The following is a 19,639-nucleotide window of genomic DNA, read 5'->3' on the forward strand; positions in this document are numbered from 1 at the left end:
CTGCCTGGGCGACAACACCGGCAGGGCGCACAGCACTGGAGCGGGGTCGCAACGGCAGGGCCGTGACGCGAAGGGCGACCGTGGCGGCCACCGAGAAGACAAGCGTAGGCCTGCCCCCCACGCTTCGGTAGGCGGGCGGGGCTTGGGTCTCTGGCAAGCAAGGGTTGGCGCCGCGCGCCGTATCATGGGCCGATGCGCTGGGTGCGCCCGCTGATCAGGCCGGGGACAGCCCAGGCAGGAACACCGGGATGATCGCCACGCCGACGCCCAGCAGGCACCAGGCGACGATGGGCAGCCAGCGCGCCAGGCGTTGGGCGGATTCCGGTGCACGACGGCCGCCGATCCACAGCAGCAGCGTGAGCACACCTAGCGCATAGGCGAGGACGACGACTACCGGATGCACATGGATGACCCGGTTGGGCGGCCACATCTGCTGCTGGTAGGCGGTGGTGTGGGCGACCAGCAGCAGGAACAGCAGGCTGCTGAGGGTGTTGATGGCGGTGCGTGCGTTGATGGGAGCACTCCTTGTGCGGGCTGCCGGGACAGTGCAGGGGCCGCATTCTAGCGGCTGCCCGCCGGTCGTTGAAACGCCACTGTCATCGATGGCGGTCACCCTGCGGGGCTTTCCAGCCTCGGGGTGGTTGGCCGGCCGTGAACAGCGTGAGGATCTGGGAGAAGAGCTACCAACTGCGGCGCCGGCTGCTGCGTGGCTTCTTCCTGCGTCGCGGTTCGGCCAGCGAGGATGCCGAAGACCTGGCGCAGGAGGTCTACCTGCGCCTGCTGCGCAGCACCGGCGAAGATGCCGATGCGGTCGAGAACCCGGAAGCCTACCTGTTCACTGTGGCGGCCAACCTGGCGCGCGAGCATGCGCGCGCGCGGTCGTCGCTGCCGCCGCTGGAAGATGTCGATCTGTTGGCCGAAGTGCTGAAAAGCGAAGAAGACATCGAGGGTGAATTCGAGCGTGCGCAGCGCTGGAGTGATATCCGCAGCACCATCGCACGACTGCCGGCAACCACGCGGCGGGTGATGGAGCTGCACTACCGCGACGGGTTGGACTGCCCGGGAATCAGCCAGCAGCTGCAGGTGTCGGTGCACATGGTGCGCAAGCACATCGGCAGGGGGCTGGAGGCCTGCAGGAAGGCGCTGGGCGCCAGGGAGCACACATGAGCCGGAACTCATCTACCGTGGCCGACGACACGATCGCCTGCGAGGCCATGGACTGGTTCCTGCGCAATCGCGACGGAACACTGGGTGAGGCCGAGCGGGTTGCGTTCCTGGACTGGATGAAGCGCTCGCCGGAGCACGTGCGCGCCTATATGCACGCCCTCGCGCTGCACCGGCAGGTCGGTGAGGCGCTGCAATCGCCGTTGCCTGAAGAGGCGCCGGTGCCACCGCGTCAGGTCGCTGCCAAGGTGGTGCCGCTGTTCGGTAGCGTGCACGCGCCGCCGCGCGCTGTGCCGCGTCGCGGTCGTGCGCGCTGGTGGGTGGCGGCTGCCGCAGCCTGTATCGCCCTGCTCGGCGTGGGCCTGGTTCCGCAGCTGATGCCCACCGCGCAGCTGTACAGCGCCGACCATGGTGAATTGCGTGACCTGGTGCTGCCCGACCAGACCCAGGTGCGGCTCAACGCGGACAGCCGCCTGCGGGTACGCATGGGCTGGTTCAGCCGCAAGGTGGAGCTGCTGCAGGGCGAGGCCACGTTCGATATCGCCCGTGACCGCCGTCCGTTCGAGGTGGAGGTGAACGGCCTGGAGATCCGAGACATCGGTACGGTGTTCGATGTGTCCCGACGGTTGCAGAGCACGCGCATCGGCGTGGTTTCCGGCGAGGTGGAGATCTGGAGCCAGGGTGCGGACGCCCGGCGTCTTGCGCAACTGGGCGAAGCCCGGGTGGTGCAGGTCGATGCGCGCAGCCATGCGGTGGAGTCGCTGGACGTACCGTTGTCGATGCTGCTGGATTGGCAGCAGCGCAAAGTGTCCTTCCTGGATGAACGGCTGGACGAGGTGGCCGCTGCCTTCAACCGGCACAACCAGGTACAGGTCCGCGTGCTGGACGAAGGCGCTGCATCGGCACGGTTGTCGGGCAGTCTCGATGCGCATCGCATCGGTGCGCTGCAGGCCTTCCTCGAACGCGACCCGCGTTTCCTGGTGAGGCGCGAAGGCGACACCGTGCGGGTCGGCAGTCGCTGAGGCCGACGTGGCCGTGGACTGTCAGAAAAAATTCATCGAATCCGCGTTCTCCACTTCGGTGGATGCGGGCTCTTACTTGGGAGAAGCCACTGCCGAGCCACGCAGCGGCGCCTGCTGCCTTCTCTCTTCCAAGGACCCGTGATGCGCAACACGCTCTACCTGTCGATCATCCTCGCCCTGTCTCCCTGCAGCGTGCCGCTGGCGGTCGCGGCCACTGCCGATGGCCTTGAGGCCCGCGTTTCGGCGCCGATCGCGGCGCAGCCGTTGGCACGTGCACTGGAGCAGTTGTCGCGCAGTTCCGGAGTGCAGTTCCTGTACTCGGCCGGCGGTGATGCGCGCATGGCCGGTGCGGTGCCGCGCGGTGCCACCGTCAAGCAGGCGCTGGACGCACTGCTGGCAGGGACCGGCCTGGGCTACACCGTGGTCGATGGCAACGTCATCGCCATCGATCCGGCGCCCGTAAGCAACGCGCCGAAGCCGGCCGCGCCGAAGCCGCGCGAGGCCGAGGCGGTGGTGGCGCCGACCCTGGACACCGTCAAGGTGATTGCCGCGCACGAGGTGATCGACCAGAAGAAGTCGTCGCCAGTGATCAAGGATTCGGTGGTCTACGACGAGATGGACAGCTACGGCGACGAGACCCTGGCCGAGAGCCTGATGGCCGCTCCAGGCCTGAGTGCGGTGGAGGATGCCGGCGAGCCACGTTACGTGACCGTGCGCGGCGTACAGGCCAACCTCAACTACACCACCATCGATGGCATCGCGATTGCCAGCGTGGGAGGCAGTGGCTCCGGCGAGCGAATGAACAACCTGCAGCTGATTCCCAGCGACATCGGCACCCGTACCGACATCTACAAGAGCTTCAGTGCGGAGCAGGCACCGGATGCGATCGGCGGCGTGATCGACATCATCAGCCGCAGTGCTTTCGACCGATCCGGCAAGTACGTGTTTGCCGATGTGGCGGGCATCTATTCCACCGCCGAGACCAACGTCGAGCGCAGCGCAGGCGGCAACCACGAGACTCTGGGCCACTTCGGCAAGAGCGCCAAGATGGTGTTCTCCAACCAGTTCGGCGCCGACCAGGAGTTCGGCATCGTTGCGGTGGCACGCTACGAGCAGCGTTCACGCAACAGCGTCAAGCGCTGGGTGGAGTCGAACTACTACTACAACGACGCTGGCAAATACCTCACCGACGGTACCACCGGTCCGGACGAGGCCAAGGGCTGGAACGGGCTGCGTGCGCCTGGCAACTTCAGCACCGGCACCTATACCAACTTCATCACCAACTTCGGTGGCTCCGCCAAGCTTGAGTGGAAGCCCTCGGATGATCCGTTCTACGCATCGCTGCTGCTGTACTCGTACCGGTTCTACGAGAACTCGACGATGAACAAGACCGATCTGTACGGCAATGCCAAGTTTCCGATCCGCAACCAGACCGAGGACAGCGGCACCACCCAGATCAACAGCATCTACATCAAGAACCGTCACGACCGCTGGGATCGCAGCAACCGTGGTGCCATCGCCAGTTTCAACTGGGACATGGGCGACCGTTCGCGGCTGACCCTGCGTGGCGGCCATACCGAAGAGACCTTCCACAACAACCAGGTCTACTGGGGTGTGCGCGCCTACCCAAGCAATCTGTTCGTCGACTACGAGAACGACAGCCATGGGTTCCCCAACGCGGTGGCGGTTTCCGATTCCAGCCTGCTGACCAGCTCCGCGTTCAAGCTCAATCCGGCGCAGGCCTATGTCTCCCCGCGCGATGCCAAGGAGAGCATCGACAACCTGCGCGCGGATTTCAGCTACAACATCGACGCCGATGCGCGTGGCTTCGGCCTGGCCGCCGGCGCCGAGTACCGCCATCTGAAGATCTGGCAGGACATCGACTTCGACTACTTCAAGAGCAGTGCCACGCTCAACGATTACCTGTATCCGGGTTCGACGCTGCTGGGCAGCGTGCCGGGCTTCCCGCTGATCGACAACCGCAAGTGGAACGAGGAGCTGCTGCCGAAACTGGGCAACAACAATGCGGCGTATCCGAATGCCAACTTCACCAGCGACTACAAGTATGTGGAGGACATCACCAATGCCTATGTATCCGCGCACTACGCCTGGGACCGGCTGCTGCTGATCGGCGGCCTGCGCTACGACCACACCCGCTTCGATGCCTACAGCCCGTTCAGCGATGATGGCGGCACTACCTATACCTCCGCCTTCCGCAATACGAGCGGTGGCTACAACAACCTGCTGCCTTCATTGAATGCGACGTTCAGGCTGAGCGAGGACCAGCGCCTGCGCTTCTCCGCCAGCCGCACGCTGGGCCGGCCGACGCCGAGCAACATCGCCCAGGCCACCAGTACCAGTTGTGGCGATGACGAGGAGGGCAGGGGCTTCTGCAGCATCAAGCAGGGCAATGCCGATCTGCAGCCGCGACGTTCCACCAACATCGACCTGGCGTGGGACCTGTACTTCAACGGAAACAACGGCCTGGTCTCGGTGGCGCTGTTCGACAAGGTGATCAAGGACGACATCTACACCCTGACCACCTTCGAGAACGTGGGCGATGCCCGCTACCGGGTCACCCAGCCGATGAACACCGACGAGTCCACGCTGCGCGGTGTCGAGTTCGCGGTGGCCAACCGCAACCTGCAGTGGGGACGCCAGCGCTTCGACATGTACTTCAACGCTACACGGCTGGAAGGCCAGACCAACTACCGCATCAGCGATGGCACCGAGCGCCGCCTGGATCGCCTGCTGTACCAGCCGGACTGGTCGCTCAACGGTTCGGTGATCTGGCGCATGCCCTGGAAAAGCGCGCAGCTGCGCCTGTCCGGCACCTACCGCAGCCGGATGCTGGTCGACTTCGGTGACACCGAATGGCTGGATTCGTACTACGACCCGTACATGACCTTCAACATGGCCTTCAGCCACAAGGTCAGCAGGCACGTGACGCTGAAGTACGAAGCCAAGAACCTGTTCAACACCCAGCCGACCTACAGCACCGGCCCGAACGGGCGCTTCCGTACCGAGATCGACGACTACGGCCGCTTCTTCTACTTCCACATCATCTACAACTGAGGGCACAGCCGTGGAGACGATCAATCGCAGGCGATTCCTGGCCCTGGCCGGCCTGTCCGCTGCCGGTGCCTGGATGGGCACGGCACACGCGCTGGCCGCGCAGGCCGATGCCACCGCGCTGAACCCGCGCAACCTGCTGGCCAAGCCGCGCTTTGCCAGCACACCCTTCACCCTGGGCGTGGCCTCGGGTGATCCCTCGGCCGATGGCGTGGTGCTGTGGACGCGCCTGGCGACCGAACCGCTGGTGTTCGGCGGTGGCATGCCGACCCGGCCGATGGCGGTCGAATGGCAACTGGCAGCAGACGATGGCATGCGCAAGGTGGTGCGCCAGGGTTCGGCAATGGCGCATCCCGAACTCGGCCACGCCGTGCACGTGGAGCTGGACGGATTGGCGCCCGGACGGCCCTACTGGTACCGCTTTGCCGTAGGCGGCCACGCCAGTGCGGTCGGTTGTACCCGCACGCTGCCCGCAGCCACGGCCGCAGTGGATCGTGTGCGTTTTGCGGTGGCCGGTTGCCAGCACTACGAAGAAGGCCACTACACCGCGTGGCGGCGCATCGCCGAGGAACCGCTGGATTTCGTCTTCCACTACGGTGATTACATCTACGAAGGCGAAAGCCAGCCGGGCCTGCGGAAGATGAACGGCCAGCCGTTCACCAACCTGCGCAACCACGTCGGCCCGCAGATCTACACGCTGGATGATTACCGCCGCCGCTACGCCCAGTACAAGAGCGATCCCGACCTGCAGGCCGCGCATGCGGCGGCACCGTGGTTCGTCACTTTTGACGACCATGAAGTGGACAACAACTGGGCTGGTGCCGAAGACCAGGATGACACGCCCAGCGAAGTGTTCCTGCTGCGTCGCGCACAGGCGTTCCAGGCCTACTACGAGAACATGCCACTGCGCCGCTCGGCATTCCCGCGCGATGGCCACATGCAGATGTACCGGCGCGCACGCTACGGCACGCTGATGGACCTGCACCTGCTCGACACCCGCCAGTACCGCAGCAAGCAGGTGAACATGGCGTTGCGTGAGGAGGTGGAATCGCCGGAGCGCAGCATTGTGGGGGCGAAGCAGGAGCGCTGGCTGTTCGACGGCCTGGCCGATGCTGCACCACGCTGGCACACGATCGCCCACCAGGTGGCGCTGGGCAACTACATGCGCGAGAAGGACGGCGTGGTGCAATCGTCCGACGACCAGTGGTCAGGCTATCTGGACAGCCGCCGGCGCCTGCTTGACCACATCCAGAAGGTGGGCTTCGGGAACGTAGTGACTGCCTGCGGTGACGCGCATCGCCACTATGCGAGTGATCTGGTGCAGGACCACCGTGACTCGGGCGTGATCTCCAGCGAGTTCCTCGCCACGTCGATCACTTCCGGCGCCGATGGCCAGGGTGTGGACGCGTATGCCAGCAACCAGCTTGCGCACAGCCCCTATCTGAAGGCGACCATCGACAAGCGTGGCTACGTGCTGTGCGATGTCACCCGCGATGCGTGGATCGGCGATATGAAGACGCTGGATACCGTGATGCAGCCGAATGGCGCGGTGCAGAGCTGGAAGCGCTACGCGGTGGAGCACGGCCGGCCGGGGCTGCAGGAGGCCTGATCCTACCGGTCTGGCCTGTAGAGCCGAGCCCATGCTCGGCTGCTTTTCCGGTCAGTTATCGAAGAGCAGCCGAGCATGGGCTTGGCTCTACAGAGATCCTTCAATCGTGCTCGAACCGCAATGGCTCGCTGCCCATCGCCGGATCACTGGTGCCGGGGCGCCCATCCTCGGCGCGGCCGGCCAGGCGCAGGGCACTGTCGCCCGCACCGACGAGCAGGTCGTACCAGCCTGCGGTGGGCGTTGCGTCCCACGCCAACGCGGTCTCTGCATGTGCGGGCAGCACCAGCGTCTGCTCGGGCATATGCCCGGCATAGGCGCCCGGCTGCACACGCACCTGCTGCGCGCTGTCACCCAGATTGCGCAGGCGGAGCCGCAGTTGGCCATCCGCACGATCGGTTGAAGCCTGCACGGCAGGACCCGTGGCCGCTCCCTGGAAGTGGCGGTGGAAGCCGTTCGGGCCCAGCAGCCACAGGTCATAGCGACCCTGGGCGTCCAGCGGCCAGCGCTCGCGCAGCGGCATGCCCGGCAGCAGCGTGTAGCGGCGTGGCACCGCATCCAGCCGCAGCCGGTCGTAAACATGCAGCACTGCTGCTGCGCCTTCGCAGGACAGCGCCAGATCCACACCCGAGGCGTCGACAGCGGCAATCGATGCCTGCGGCCGGTAGGGCAGGGCACGCGCCGGGCGCACGCCGCTTTCCTGTTTCGCCGGCTTCAGTCCCTCGGGCAACGCGGGCACGGTGCGTCCCGGCAGGGCGGCGGCGCGCGCGGCCACCGCGCTCACGTCCGGCAGGCCGCGTACGAACGGGCGGGTATCGCGCTGGGCGAAGTCGAACGCGTTGCTCAGGTCGCCGCAGACCGCGCGGCGCCACGGCGAGATGTCCGGTGCGGCCACACCGAAGCGACGTTCGATCAACCGTATGACCGAGGTGTGGTCGTACACCTGCGAATCGACCCAGCCACCGCGGCTCCACGGCGAGATCACATACAGCGGCACGCGCGGACCCAGCCCATATGGGCGGCCACGCAGTTCGGCGAGGTCGTACTTCTCGTCGCCCGGTGCCGGATGGCGGTGGTACTCGCCCTCGGTACTGACCGAAGACGCACCGGCCCAGCCGGTGCCCAGCGGTGAAGGCGGTGCCGGTGGCGGCATGTGGTCGAAGAAGCCGTCGTTCTCGTCGAACATCAGCAACAGCGCGGTGCGGCTCCACACCTCTGGATCGCCGGTCAGCGCGTCCAGCACGCGCGCGGTATAGGCCGCGCCCTGGGCGGGGCTGGAGGGGCCGGGATGCTCGCTGCCGGCCGCGTCGGCGATGATGAAGCTGACCTGCGGCAGGCGCCCACCGATCACGTCCTGGCGCAGCTGCGCCAGGCCACGGGTGCTGACACCGCGTGCGCGCAACTGCGGGTCATGCCCCGGCGCGGCGCGATGGGCCTGGCGGAATACCTCGAAACCGGCCAGCGGGTTGTCGGTGAAGTTGTCGGCCATGTCCTGGTAGATCTGCCAGGACACGCCGGCGTTCTGCAGGCGCTCGACATGGCTGGTCCATCGGTACGACGCCGGATGCCCGCCCTGTTCGGGGAAATTGTCGTGCGAGTTGGCGATCACCGGGCCGCCAGCACGCGCGTGTGCATCATTGTGGCCGGTCCACAGGAACACCCGGTTCGGGTTGGTGCCGGCCTGCATCGCGCAGTGGTAGGCGTCGCAGATCGTGAAGGCATCGGCCAGGGCGAACTGGAACGGCAGGTCGCTGCGCTGGAAGTGGCCCATCGAGTGGTTCTGCTTGGCCTTCGGCCATTGCCCCATGCGCCCGTGGTCCCAGGCACGCTGTGCGTCCGGCCAGGTGTGCGGTGTGCCCTCCACCCGCATGTAGCCGAAGTGCGCGGCGGTATCCAGCGGGAACGGTGCGATCGCGCGCTGGCCGCTGGCATCGGGTTGCAGCCACAGGCTGCGGGTGCGGCCGCCGGCCTGCAGCGCCGGCGCAGGGGCCACGAAGCGGTCGCCGAAACCACGTACCCCCGGCAGCGTGCCGAAGTAGTGGTCGAACGAACGGTTCTCCTGCATGAACACCACGATGTGCTGCAGGTCTTCCAGACTGCGGGTCTGCGCCGCAGGCGCGATCGCTGCGGCCCGGGCGATGCTGGGCAGCAGCGGGGAAAGGCCAGCGGCAACGCCGGCCTGCAACAACCGGCGTCGGCCGATATCGGTCACGGGCTCACTCACAGGTCCACGCGGAAGGAGATGCCGACGGTGCGCGGAGCGCCGATGAAGGCGTTGTCGCGGCCGTCCACCCCTGCAAGATACCGCTTGTCGGTGAGATTGCTCACCACCAGGTTGGCACCCATGCCCTTCAGGCGCGGCGACAGCCCCTGCAGGTCGAAGCCGATGTTGGCGTTGAACACGGTGGCCGAGGGCAGCGTGTTGACGTTGGCGGCATCAAGGTAGCGCGTGCCCAGGTAACGGCCGGACAGGCCGAAGTTCCAGTTGGCGCCCTGCCAGTCGGCCGACAGCACCAGGGTGTTCTCCGGCTGGCCGATCACCTTGGCGCCGTCGACGATGCCCAGCTGGGCATCACGCGCGGCATTGCCGCTGCCCAGGTACTTGGAGCGGTTGTAGGTGTAGGCCGCGTTGATCCGCCAGCCGTTGTTCCACCCATAGCCGAACGCCGCTTCCAGGCCGTTGCTTTCCACGCCACCGAAGTTCTCATAGACGCCGTCGGTCTCGCCCAGGTAGTCGATGCCGCTGACGAAGCCTGCCGGCAGATAGACGATGCGGTTGTCGAACTTGATGTTGTAAAGCGTGACCGAGGCGGTCAGCGGCCAGCGGCTGATGCGCATGCCCACTTCAATGTTGTCGGCGGTTTCGGGCTCGACGTTGCGGAAGCGCTGCGGGTCGGTCTCGCCAAGCACGCCGGAGGGGATGGCGGCGAAGTTCTGCGAGAAGCCGGCGAACAGCTCCATGCCTTCCACACCCGGTGCCCAGGTGACGCCGGTGGACAACAGTGGATCGGACCTGGAATCGGATTTGACGTGCTCGCTGGCACCGATCACGCGGCGGCGCGACTGGTCGACGAAGAACTGCTTCACGCCCAGGCGCGCGCTGAACGGACCGAAGCGGGCCACGTCCTCGACGTAGTACATCTGCTCGTCGACCTTGTACTTGTCCTCGAACTGCACCCAGTACGGCTGGTGGTCGAAGGCGATGTCCTGGCCGACGTTGAGCAGGCGGTGCCAGTCACGGCGTGCCGAACGGTCCAGCTTCTCCACCCAGAGGCCGCCACGGATGGTGTTGTCGATCGCACCGAAGGTCTGCCGCCATTCGACGTCGGCGGTCACGCCCATGCGGTCGTTGTCGTAGTGGGTGTGGCGATACGACTGCGCGCCCAGCACGTTGCCGGCGTAGCAGTTCGGATCGTACTCGGCGGTGAAGCCCAACCGTGGCGTGCAGCTGGCCAGCCGCTGTGCCGCGCTGCCATCAGGATTGACGAAGAAGATCTGGCCGCGGTTGCTGCCGCCGTACACGGTCTTGCCACCGAGGTACTCCGACTCGGGGCGGCCCGCACCATCATCGCTGACCTGCGCCAGGTACGGTGGCAGCCAGTCACCGCGGCCCTGCATGCGATGCCCATAGGCGGCCACCGACGCTTTGAAACCATTGCCGCCGTCAAAGGCCGCACGCAGGTAGCCGAAGGTGTTCTCGCGCAGGGCGCGTGAACCGGAGCGGTAGTTCTGGTCCAGGTAGGGAATGCCGGTGAGGGTGCCGACCAGGTTGTCGCGCTCCGGGTTGGTTGCGAAGCCCGTCGGCGAAACGCTGGTGTATTCGGGCTCGTCGGCGTCGTTGTAGGACAGGTAGCCGGTCAGCGTCCAGCGGTCCAGTTCGGTGATGAACTTGCCGGCGATGTGGTCGTTGCTGGCGTGGCCGGTGCCGTCGATCCAGTCGTGCACCTTCGACGAGGAGGCACTGACCCAGGCGCGGGTGTGGCCGCCGAGCAAGCCGGTGTCGTAGCGCACGTAGTACTTGCGTGCCTCGTTGTCACCGGCACCGACCACGAAGCGCAGGCGGCTGTCCTGCAGCGGATCGCTGGTGAGGAAGTTGAGCGTGCCGCCCAGCGCCTCGTTCGAGCGCGAGGAGATATCGGCGGTGCCCTGGCTCACTTCCACCGTCTCCAGATCAAGGGTGTCGATGTAGCGGTTGGCCAACGATCCACCGCCGTAGCCCGAACCACCGTTCGGCAGGCCGTCGATGGTGGTGCCGATCTGCTGCGTATCGCGGTTGGTGACGAAGCCGCGCATGCTGATCTGCGTGCCCCACACCGACGAACCGGTGGCATCGGCCTCGCTGACCACCACGCCCGGCACTTCATTGAGCGCATCGTTGACGCTGCTCATCACCGTCTGCCGGTTCAGTGTTTCTGCGCGCACCGACGTCTTGGCGTAGCTGGTGGCCTGGCCGATCACCTGCACCTGGTCGAGGGTGCGGGCATCGCTGCTGCGCGCTTCGGCCGTCTCGCCCTGCGGTGCTTCGGCCAGGGCGTCCAGTGCGGGGGCGATCAGCAGGGCAAGCAGCGAAACACGGGGAAAGCGCGCAATCGTTCGCATCGATACCGGACCTTGAAGGGAGAGAAGCCCCCGAGTGTCGGCAGCACCAATGACATCGACATGACGTAGAGATGCAGGAACCGTGTTGTGTGACGGCCGGCACCTGCTGCCTGCTTCAGTACCGCGCGTCCTTGGGTTTCGGGTCGCGCGGCCAGTCCTTGCCCTTGTTGGCGAAGTCCGGCCGCGGCTGGTTGATGAAATAGCCGGCGATGTCCACCGCGTCCTGGTCGGGCATCACCTGCTGTCCCAGTGGCGGCTCGCGGGTCACCGCCGGCGGCATGTTGTGCTTGACGAAGCCGGCGGCCTTGTACAGGCGCGCCATGCCGGCGCCGATGTTGAAGCTGTGGTCGCCCCATAGTGGCGGGAAGGCGATGTCACCGCTGGCGTCGCGCCGTCCTTCGCCGTTGTCGCCATGGCACGCGGCACACTGCACGGCGTACAGCGCCTGGCCACGGATCGGGTCCGGGGTGAGCGTGCTGTCGATCGGCCCCTCGCTCGGCGCGTCCACCTTTGCACCGCCGGGCACCGGACTGCTCAGCCACGCCATGTAGTCGAGCATCGCGCGCATCTGCGGCGCGTCCTTCGGTAGCGGCTTGCCGTTCATCGAACGCTGCAGGCAGCCATTGATGCGCTCGGTCAGCCCGATCACCTTGCCCGGGCGCGGCATGTAGCGCGGATAGGCGCCGCCGCCGGTATTGAAGTAGTGATTGCCGAACGGCCGCTTGCCTTCGGCCATGTGGCACGAGTTGCAGTTCAGATCGTTGCCGACATTGTCCGGCAGCAGCCGTGCGGTCTCGTTGAGGATGCGGCGGCCGAGCATCACCGATTCGGCATTGCCGAGCCCGGCGATCTCTTCGGCGCTGGGTGCGTGGTAGTGGCCGACCACCTTGCCCTGCGCATCGAGGATATCGATCGTGCTGGCCACAGCGGCATCCAGGTCCGGATACAGATGACGGTAGGCGAGGGTACCGGCGCCGGCCAGCACCACGAGGCTGATCGCACTGCCGATCAGCAGGCGGGAACGCGTGCGCGAACGCTTCATTGTGCGGCCTCCTGCGGAACGTAGTGCACCGGCTTGTCGCGCACCACCCGGCGCATGCGCGCCACGTCGACCTCGCTCACCGCGCTGGCCTGGTTGCCCCAGCTGCTGCGGATGAAGGTCAGGATCTGTGCCAGCTGCGCGTTCGGCAGCTGCTCGAAGCCCGGCATGGTGAAGGCCATGCGGTCATGCGGGGTATGCGGCGTGCGGCCGCCGATCAGGGTCACCTGCACCAGCGAGCTGGGGTCATCGGCGAACACGATCGAGTTGCCGGCCAGGGCCGGATAGACGCGGGGCATGCCGCGCCCGTCGGCACGGTGGCAGGCCTGGCAGTGCTCGGCATAGGCCAGCGAACCGGCGACACGGTAGTCGCCGCTGCGCAGTGCGGCGGTGGTGGTGTCGGTACCGGGGGACCACTGCGCACTACGGCCCTCACGCGCTGGCAGCTGCTTCAGGTAGCGGGCCATGGCCAGCAGGTCGGCGTCGGACAGGTACTGCGTGCTGTGCTCGACCACGTCGGCCATGCCACCGAAGGCCGCCGATCGATCGGTGCGACCGGTGCGCAGGAAGTCGACGATCTCGCCCTCGCTCCAGCTGGCCAGGCCGGTCGATTCATTGCGCAGGTTCTTCGCATACCAGCCTTCCAGCACCGAGCCGGACAGGAAATGGCGGCTGCCATCATCGGCCATCGCCTTTTCCTGGAACGCCAACCCGCGTGGCGTGTGGCAGGCGCCGCAGTGGGCCAGGCCTTCCACCAGTTCGGCGCCGCGCTGCTGGCTGGCATCCAGCGACGGATCAGGGTTGAACGTGCGCGGGCGTGCGAACAGCAGCTGCCACCAGGCCAGTGGCCAGCGCATGTTGGCCGGCCACGGGATCGTGCTGTCGGCGTTGTCCTGCTTCACCGGTTGCACCGAGCCCATGAAGTAGGCGTACAGCGCCTTGATTTCGGCGTCGCTGGCGATCACGTACGAGGCGTACGGCATTGCCGGATACAACGGCTGCCCATCGTGACGGATGCCGCGACGTACCGCGCGCTCGAAGTCGGCGTAGTCGTAGGCGCCAATGCCCGTATCCGGATCGGGCGTGATGTTGGTCGAGTAGATCGTACCCATCGGCGTCTGCATGCCGAGGCCACCGGCGAACGGCTTGCCGCCTGGCGCGGTGTGGCAGGCCGCGCAGTCGGCCGCGCGCGACAGGTACTGTCCCTGCGTGATCAGCGTCGGATCGTGGATGTCGACCTGCGCCGTCTGTCGCGGTGCGAACCAGTAGGGCGTGGTGCGGGCGATGCCGTAGGCGGCGGCCAGCGTGGCGGCCAGGGCAATGGCGAGCTTGAACGAGGTGCGCATGGCGGCACTGTGGGGAATCCCGCGCGCGCGTTCATTGATCCGGATCAATGACTGAACGGATACAGCTTTTACACCAAGCTGAATCGTTCCTGCGTTGTCATCAAGCCGTCATCCGCGCGCGATAGATGGCCCACGCCCGCGTCGCTAACCTGCCACGCTGTCGCACCCTTTCCCCGATTGCCCATGAAGCGCCTGCTGCTGTTGTTGCTGGCGTGCGCCGGCCTGTGGCTGGCTGCATGCTCGTCCTCGATCAATGCCTCGTCCACCTCGCTCGCCGATCGGCTGATCGCACCGGGTGGCGTATCGACCCTGCTTGATCGCCCGCGCATCGCTGCGGCCATCGCCGAACTGCCCAACCGCCACGGCTTCGCGCCGGGCCGCGATGGCGTGCCGATCTTCTGGCGTGTGTTTGATCCCGGCGATTACGGCGCGCGTTACCACTATCTGCCGCAGCGCCACGAGAACGGCTTGCCGCTGGATACCGGCCTGAGCCTGGCAGTACCGCGACCGTTCCGCGCGCAGGCACCGCGCGGCACCGTGGTGCTGCTGCACGGCTGGATGATGAACGGTGATTCGATGCTGCCGTGGTCGTTGCAGCTGGCCGAATCCGGCTACCGCGTGGTCACGCTCGACCTGCGCAACCATGGACAGTCCGGCGCTGGCCCGTCCGGCTATGGCACCTATGAATCGGATGACGTGGTCGATGTGATCAGCGAGCTGCGCGCACGTGGTGAAGTGACCGGCCCGCTGTACCTGTTCGGCGTGTCCTATGGCGCGGCCACAGCGGTATTCACCGCCGACAAGCTCGGCGACCAGGTGGAAGGCGTGGTGGCGATGGAATCGTTCGCCAATGCCGGTGTGGCGATCCGCACGATGATCCCGCACCTGATGGGACTGCAGCCGGAAGGCCTGAAGGCGCAGGCGGTGGCGTCGTACGCGCGCTGGCGCTACGGCGGCCAGGACATCAACCAGGTGATCGCCGCCGCCAGCCGCCGCATCGACGTCGATCTGGACCGCGTGGATGTAGCGCGCGCGCTGGCTGATACCCGCGCCTGCGTGCTGCTGCTGCACGGGCAGGGCGACCAGCACATACCCGTCAGCCAGGGCCGCGAGCTGGCCCAGGCCAATCCGCGCGCCCACTACATCGAGATGCGCGGCGAGGACCACATCACCCTGCCGCTGCGGCTGGATCTGCTGGCTGGCGTGGTCGGCGACTGGATGGCGCGCGACGAGCACCATCCGCAGAGCGCCTGCCCGGCACCGCAACTGCCGGCCCAGGCCGAGTGGCTGACGCGCAGCTGAGAAAAGGGGACGGAGGGGATTAAGTCGTTTCCAGCCCAGGTGTGCAGGAAACGACTTAATCCCCTCCGTCCCCTTTTTCTGTCAGGCCACCCGTCGTGCCAGTGCTCGCGCGGATGCGGCTACGCCCAGCAGCAGCGCGGCCACGCACAGGAAGGCGAAGCCGAGGCTGGTGCCGTGTGCCAGTGCACCGATCGCTGCCGGGCCGGCGAGGATGCCGGCGTAACCCAGCGTGGTCACCGCAGTGATGGCGATGCTCTCCGGCATTACCCGCTGCTGGCCGGCCATCGAGAACAGTGCCGGCACGATATTGGCGCAGCCCAGCCCGACCAGCACATAGCCCGCCAGCGCCACCGGGAACGACGGTACCAGCGTGGCCAACGTGAACCCGGCTGCGGCGGTGATGCCGCCGAAGACCAGCGTGCGGGTGCGGCCGAGGCGCTCGACGATGCCGTCGCCGAACAGGCGCATCGCGGTCATCGCCAGCGTGAACAGCGCGAAGCCGGCGCCGGCCTGGTCACGCGGCACCTGCCGCACTTCGGCCAGGAACACCGCGCTCCAGTCCAGCATCGAGCCCTCGGCGAGGAACACCACGAAGGCCAGCACGCCGATGAACAGCACCACGCCGTGCGGCAGCGCCAGCAGTGGGCCTTCGTGCAGGATCCGTTGCGGTCGCCAGTGCGGCGCCGACAGCACCGCAACCAGCAGCAGTGCCGCCACCGACACCAGCGCGGCCAGCCACAGCGGTGTACCCAGGATCAGCAGGCCGGTCATGCAGCCGGCGCCGACGAAGCCACCGATGCTGTAGAAGGCGTGGAAGCCGGACATCATTGCGCGCCCGGCGTCGCGCTCGACCGCGACCGCCTGCATGTTCATCGCACAATCCAGCGCACCGACGCCGGCGCCGAACACGAACAGGGCCGCGCCCAGCGCCACCGGCGAGGGCGCCAGCACCAGCAAGGGTAGGGCGCACAGCATCATCGCGCAGGTGATCACCATCACCCGTCGGCAACCCAGCCGCCCGGTCAGCGCGCCCGCCAACGGCATCGCCAGCAGCGAGCCGAGCCCGAGGCACAGCAGCACGGCGCCAAGGCTGGCGTCGGACAGCCCGGCCTTGGCCTTGGCGTAGGGCACCATCGGCGCCCACGCGGCGGTGGCGAATCCGGGAATGAAGAAGGCGGCACGGGTGGCGTGCTGCTGGGCACGTGGGGATGAAGGCGTCATGCGCGATGCGAAGCTCCAGGGGACGTTCATGAAAACGTTTTCAGGCCGGATCGGCAAGTGCCATGCGTGACATCGGGCGACGCATACGATTGCAGTGACTCGATCGCGTCACCAGCGATTAACGTCGCCCACGGACAGTGGCTGCACGGTCGGCACCCCGCCGGCCGCTGCCGGAGATCCGTACATGAGCACGACACCGACCATCCTCCTCGTCCATGGATTCTGGGGCGGGGCCGCACACTGGGCCAAGGTGATCCTGGAACTGCATCGCAACGGCCACGACCGGGTGCAGGCGGTGGAATTGCCGCTCACGTCGCTGGCCGACGACGCAGGACGCACCCAGAAAATGATCCGGCAGATCGACGGTCCGGTGCTGCTGGTCGGCCACTCCTACGGCGGTGCGGTGATCAGCCAGGCCGGTAACGAGCCCAACGTGAAGGGCCTGGTCTACATCGCTGCCTTCGCGCCTGATGCCGGCGAGAGCCCGGGTGGCATCACCCAGCAGCACCTGCCGGAGGCGGCGCCGAACCTGGCACCGGACAGCGATGGCTACCTCTGGCTGCGTGCGGACAAGTTCCATGAGAGCTTCTGCCAGGACCTGAGTGCCGACGAGGGCCGGGTGATGGCGGTGACCCAGAAGGCGCCGCTGGCCAGCACTTTCGGCGACACGGTCAGCGATCCGGCGTGGAAGCACCTGCCGAGCTGGTACCAGCTGTCCCGCCACGACCGCATGATCGCGCCGGAAAACCAGAAAGCCATGGCCGCAAGAATGCAGCCCAAGCGCCTGCTGGAGCTTGATGCCAGCCATGCCTCACTGGCCTCGCAGCCGAAGGAAGTGACCGCGCTGATCCTGGAGGCCTGCGCCGCCATCGGCGCCTGATCCCGCACCAGTACACCGCACGACAGCCGGGGCGCAGGGGAGTACACTCCTGCGCCTGCGGCCATCCGGCCGCGTCCCTCTCTTCCCTCAAGCCGCCGCCAGAGGATCCCACCCTATCGTGGAGGTCCCGCCGTGCTGTCTGTGCCTGTCCGTTTTCCGCGCTTGTTTCCGCGTCGCCTGCCGCTGCCGCATGCACTGGCTCAAGGCCTGCTACTGCTTGCACTGAGCAGCGGCACCGCTGGTGCCCAGTCCACCCAGGACGAGGACAAGGCCAAACCGGCACCCGCCTCGCAGACCCTGCAGACCGTGCAGGTCACTGCCAACCTGCTCGGTACCATCACCGAGGGCAGCGGCGCCTACACGCCCGGCACCATCGCCACCGCCACCCGCCTGGTGCTGACGCCGCGACAGACGCCACAGACCATCAGCGTGATCACCCGCGCACAGATGGATGACTTCGGCCTGCACGGCATCGATGACGTGATGCGGGTGACCCCCGGCATCAGCATCGTCACCTACGACAGCGAGCGCACCGAGTACTACGCACGTGGCTTCGCCGTGCAGAACTTCCAGTACGATGGCATTCCGATGTCGCGTGACTCGGCCTACTCGGCGGGCAACACGCTCAGCGATACCGCCATCTATGACCGCATCGAGGTGCTCAAGGGCGCCACCGGCCTGTTGACCGGCATGGGCGATCCCGGCGCGACCATCAACCTGGTGCGCAAGAAGCCGGGCAAGGACTTCGCCGGCAGCGCGACGCTGGGTGTGGGGCGCTGGGATGACTACCGTGCCGAGATCGATGTCGGCGGCCCGCTGACCGCCGATGGGCGCGTGCGCGGTCGTGCAGTGGGCGCCTGGCAGGACAAGCATTCCAATCTCGATTACTACCAGCGCACCAGCAAGGTCGGCTACGCGGTGCTGGAAGCCGATCTGGGCGAGCGCACGCTGCTGACCGTGGGTGGCGACGTGATGGACAGCGACCCGAAGGGCTCCACGTGGGGCGGCATTCCGCTGCTGGACAGCGCCGGCAACTTCAACCGCATGCCGCGCTGGTTCAACAATGGTGCGCAATGGGCCGGCTGGCGCCAGTACGTGCGTACCGGTTTCGCCACGTTGGAGCACACGTTCGCCAACGATTGGATTGCCAAGCTGCAGCTTAACCACCAGGTCAACGGCTATGACGCCGCACTGGCCGGTGCCGCCGCTGGCAATCCCGATCCGTTGACCGGCGAGGGCGTCAGCCTGTGGCTCGGGAAGTACGTTGGCAAGACCGTCAGCAATGCCGCCGACTTCTATGTGAGCGGGCATTTCGGCCTGTTCGGGCGTGAGCATGAGCTGGTGGTTGGCGGCAGTGCCTCGCGCAAGCGCTGGACCAATACCGGCTACGGCGCGCAGGCGGGGTTCCCGGATACGGTGCCGGACTACCGCAGCTGGAATGGCGACATTGCCGAGCCGCAATGGCAGCGCAGCTACGACAACAATGAAGTGACCCGCGAGAACGGCCTGTACGTGGTCGGCCGCTTCGACGTGGCCGATCCGTTGAAGCTGATCGTCGGCAGCCGTCTGGCCAGCTACCGTTCGCCGGACACGCGCGAGACCGGCGTCTATGTGCCGTATGCCGGCGTGGTCTACGACCTCGGCGAGCACTATTCGGTGTACGCCAGCTACAGCACCATCTTCAAGCCGCACAGCGAGCGCGACGAGCAGGGCAAAGCGCTGGATCCGCTGGAAGGCCGCAGCTACGAGATGGGGCTGAAGGCCGAGTTCTTCGATGGACGCCTCAATGCCAGCGCGGCGCTTTTCCAGCTTGATCAGGACAACTTCGCCCAGCCTACCGGCGGCAAGACGCCGGATGGCCAGGATGCCTACCGCGCGTTGATGGGCGTGCGTACCAAGGGCTATGAGCTTGAAATGTCGGGCCAGCTGGCCGAGGGCTGGCAGGTGCAGGGTGGGTTCTCCCACAAGATCGCCCGCCAGGCGGGAACCAAGGTGACCACGCTGGAACCGGAGAACCAGGTCAGCCTGCACACCAGCTACCGCCTGCGCGGTGCCTGGCAGGGGCTCACGCTGGGTGGTGGCGCACGCTGGCAGGATTCGACCTTCGGCGAGATCACCAATCCCGCCACCCAGGCCAAGGTGGTGCATCGCACGCAGCCTTACTGGTTGCTCGATGCGCTGGCGCGCTACCAGTTCAACGATCGCCTGTCGGCCACGGTCAACGTCAACAACCTGTTCGACAAGCGGTACTACACGATCTTCAACTGGTACAGCACCTACACCTGGGGCGAGCCGCGCAATGTGCGGCTGACCTTGAACTACAGGTTCTGACGCGGGTTTTGTAGAGCCGAGCCCACGCTCGGCTGGCTGTCAAACCGCAGCCGAGCA

At 66.6% G+C, this 19,639-nt stretch carries 13 protein-coding genes; 7 read left to right on the top strand and 6 right to left on the bottom strand.

What is annotated here, in order from left to right; genetic code table 11:
• Positions 1-214 precede the first annotated feature (214 nt).
• Entirely contained in the window at positions 215-613 is a 399-nt protein-coding gene (locus tag ACTJJM_RS06915; RefSeq protein WP_440865331.1) for a hypothetical protein, read from the bottom strand.
• A 38-nt stretch (positions 614-651) separates the two neighbouring features.
• On the opposite strand from ACTJJM_RS06915, the gene ACTJJM_RS06920 reads away from it, so the two are divergent.
• From ACTJJM_RS06920 to ACTJJM_RS06935, 4 genes are all read left to right on the top strand, one after another.
• Positions 652-1,167 carry an RNA polymerase sigma factor gene (locus ACTJJM_RS06920; RefSeq protein WP_019338290.1) on the top strand — a complete coding sequence of 172 codons (516 nt, stop codon included), beginning with the start codon at positions 652-654 and terminating at the stop codon, positions 1,165-1,167.
• Complete coding sequence (locus ACTJJM_RS06925) at positions 1,164-2,186, top strand: FecR domain-containing protein (RefSeq protein ID WP_197576774.1); 1,023 nt, start codon at positions 1,164-1,166, stop codon at positions 2,184-2,186. Before ACTJJM_RS06920 ends, ACTJJM_RS06925 begins: the two co-directional genes overlap by 4 nt.
• A gap of 141 nt (positions 2,187-2,327) precedes the next feature.
• Positions 2,328-5,261, top strand: a complete 2,934-nt coding sequence (locus tag ACTJJM_RS06930) for a TonB-dependent receptor (protein ID WP_197576775.1) — start codon at positions 2,328-2,330, stop codon at positions 5,259-5,261.
• Positions 5,262-5,271: 10 nt separating this feature from the next.
• Positions 5,272-6,867: an alkaline phosphatase D family protein gene (locus ACTJJM_RS06935; protein WP_197576776.1), complete on the top strand. Its 1,596-nt coding sequence runs from the start codon at positions 5,272-5,274 to the stop codon at positions 6,865-6,867.
• 100 nt (positions 6,868-6,967) lie between these two features.
• Here ACTJJM_RS06935 and ACTJJM_RS06940 read toward each other — a convergent pair whose 3' ends face one another.
• From ACTJJM_RS06940 to ACTJJM_RS06955, 4 genes are all read right to left on the bottom strand, one after another.
• Complete coding sequence (locus ACTJJM_RS06940) at positions 6,968-9,076, bottom strand: phosphocholine-specific phospholipase C (protein ID WP_329838068.1); 2,109 nt, start codon at positions 9,074-9,076, stop codon at positions 6,968-6,970.
• Between the two features lie 8 nt (positions 9,077-9,084).
• The gene (locus tag ACTJJM_RS06945; protein ID WP_329838069.1) at positions 9,085-11,463 is read right to left on the bottom strand and encodes a TonB-dependent receptor; all 2,379 of its coding nucleotides are present in this window, start codon (positions 11,461-11,463) and stop codon (positions 9,085-9,087) included.
• A gap of 115 nt (positions 11,464-11,578) precedes the next feature.
• Positions 11,579-12,505 (bottom strand): c-type cytochrome, encoded by a 927-nt coding sequence (locus tag ACTJJM_RS06950; RefSeq protein WP_313470942.1) that lies wholly within the window; start codon positions 12,503-12,505, stop codon positions 11,579-11,581.
• On the bottom strand, positions 12,502-13,848 hold the full coding sequence (locus tag ACTJJM_RS06955) for a c-type cytochrome (protein ID WP_440865332.1): 1,347 nt from the start codon (positions 13,846-13,848) through the stop codon (positions 12,502-12,504). Before ACTJJM_RS06955 ends, ACTJJM_RS06950 begins: the two co-directional genes overlap by 4 nt.
• A gap of 183 nt (positions 13,849-14,031) precedes the next feature.
• Between ACTJJM_RS06955 and ACTJJM_RS06960 the strand changes: the two genes are divergently transcribed.
• Complete coding sequence (locus ACTJJM_RS06960; protein ID WP_049434734.1) at positions 14,032-15,150, top strand: alpha/beta hydrolase; 1,119 nt, start codon at positions 14,032-14,034, stop codon at positions 15,148-15,150.
• 81 nt (positions 15,151-15,231) lie between these two features.
• Here ACTJJM_RS06960 and ACTJJM_RS06965 read toward each other — a convergent pair whose 3' ends face one another.
• Positions 15,232-16,371: an MFS transporter gene (locus tag ACTJJM_RS06965; protein WP_010484275.1), complete on the bottom strand. Its 1,140-nt coding sequence runs from the start codon at positions 16,369-16,371 to the stop codon at positions 15,232-15,234.
• 184 nt (positions 16,372-16,555) lie between these two features.
• Between ACTJJM_RS06965 and ACTJJM_RS06970 the strand changes: the two genes are divergently transcribed.
• Both ACTJJM_RS06970 and ACTJJM_RS06975 read left to right on the top strand, forming a co-directional pair.
• On the top strand, positions 16,556-17,251 hold the full coding sequence (locus tag ACTJJM_RS06970) for an alpha/beta hydrolase (protein ID WP_049455347.1): 696 nt from the start codon (positions 16,556-16,558) through the stop codon (positions 17,249-17,251).
• A 132-nt stretch (positions 17,252-17,383) separates the two neighbouring features.
• Entirely contained in the window at positions 17,384-19,582 is a 2,199-nt protein-coding gene (locus ACTJJM_RS06975; protein WP_440865333.1) for a TonB-dependent siderophore receptor, read from the top strand.
• Positions 19,583-19,639 lie beyond the last annotated feature (57 nt).

The organism is Stenotrophomonas sp. 22692 (assembly GCF_052045015.1).
GTDB lineage: Bacteria > Pseudomonadota > Gammaproteobacteria > Xanthomonadales > Xanthomonadaceae > Stenotrophomonas > Stenotrophomonas geniculata.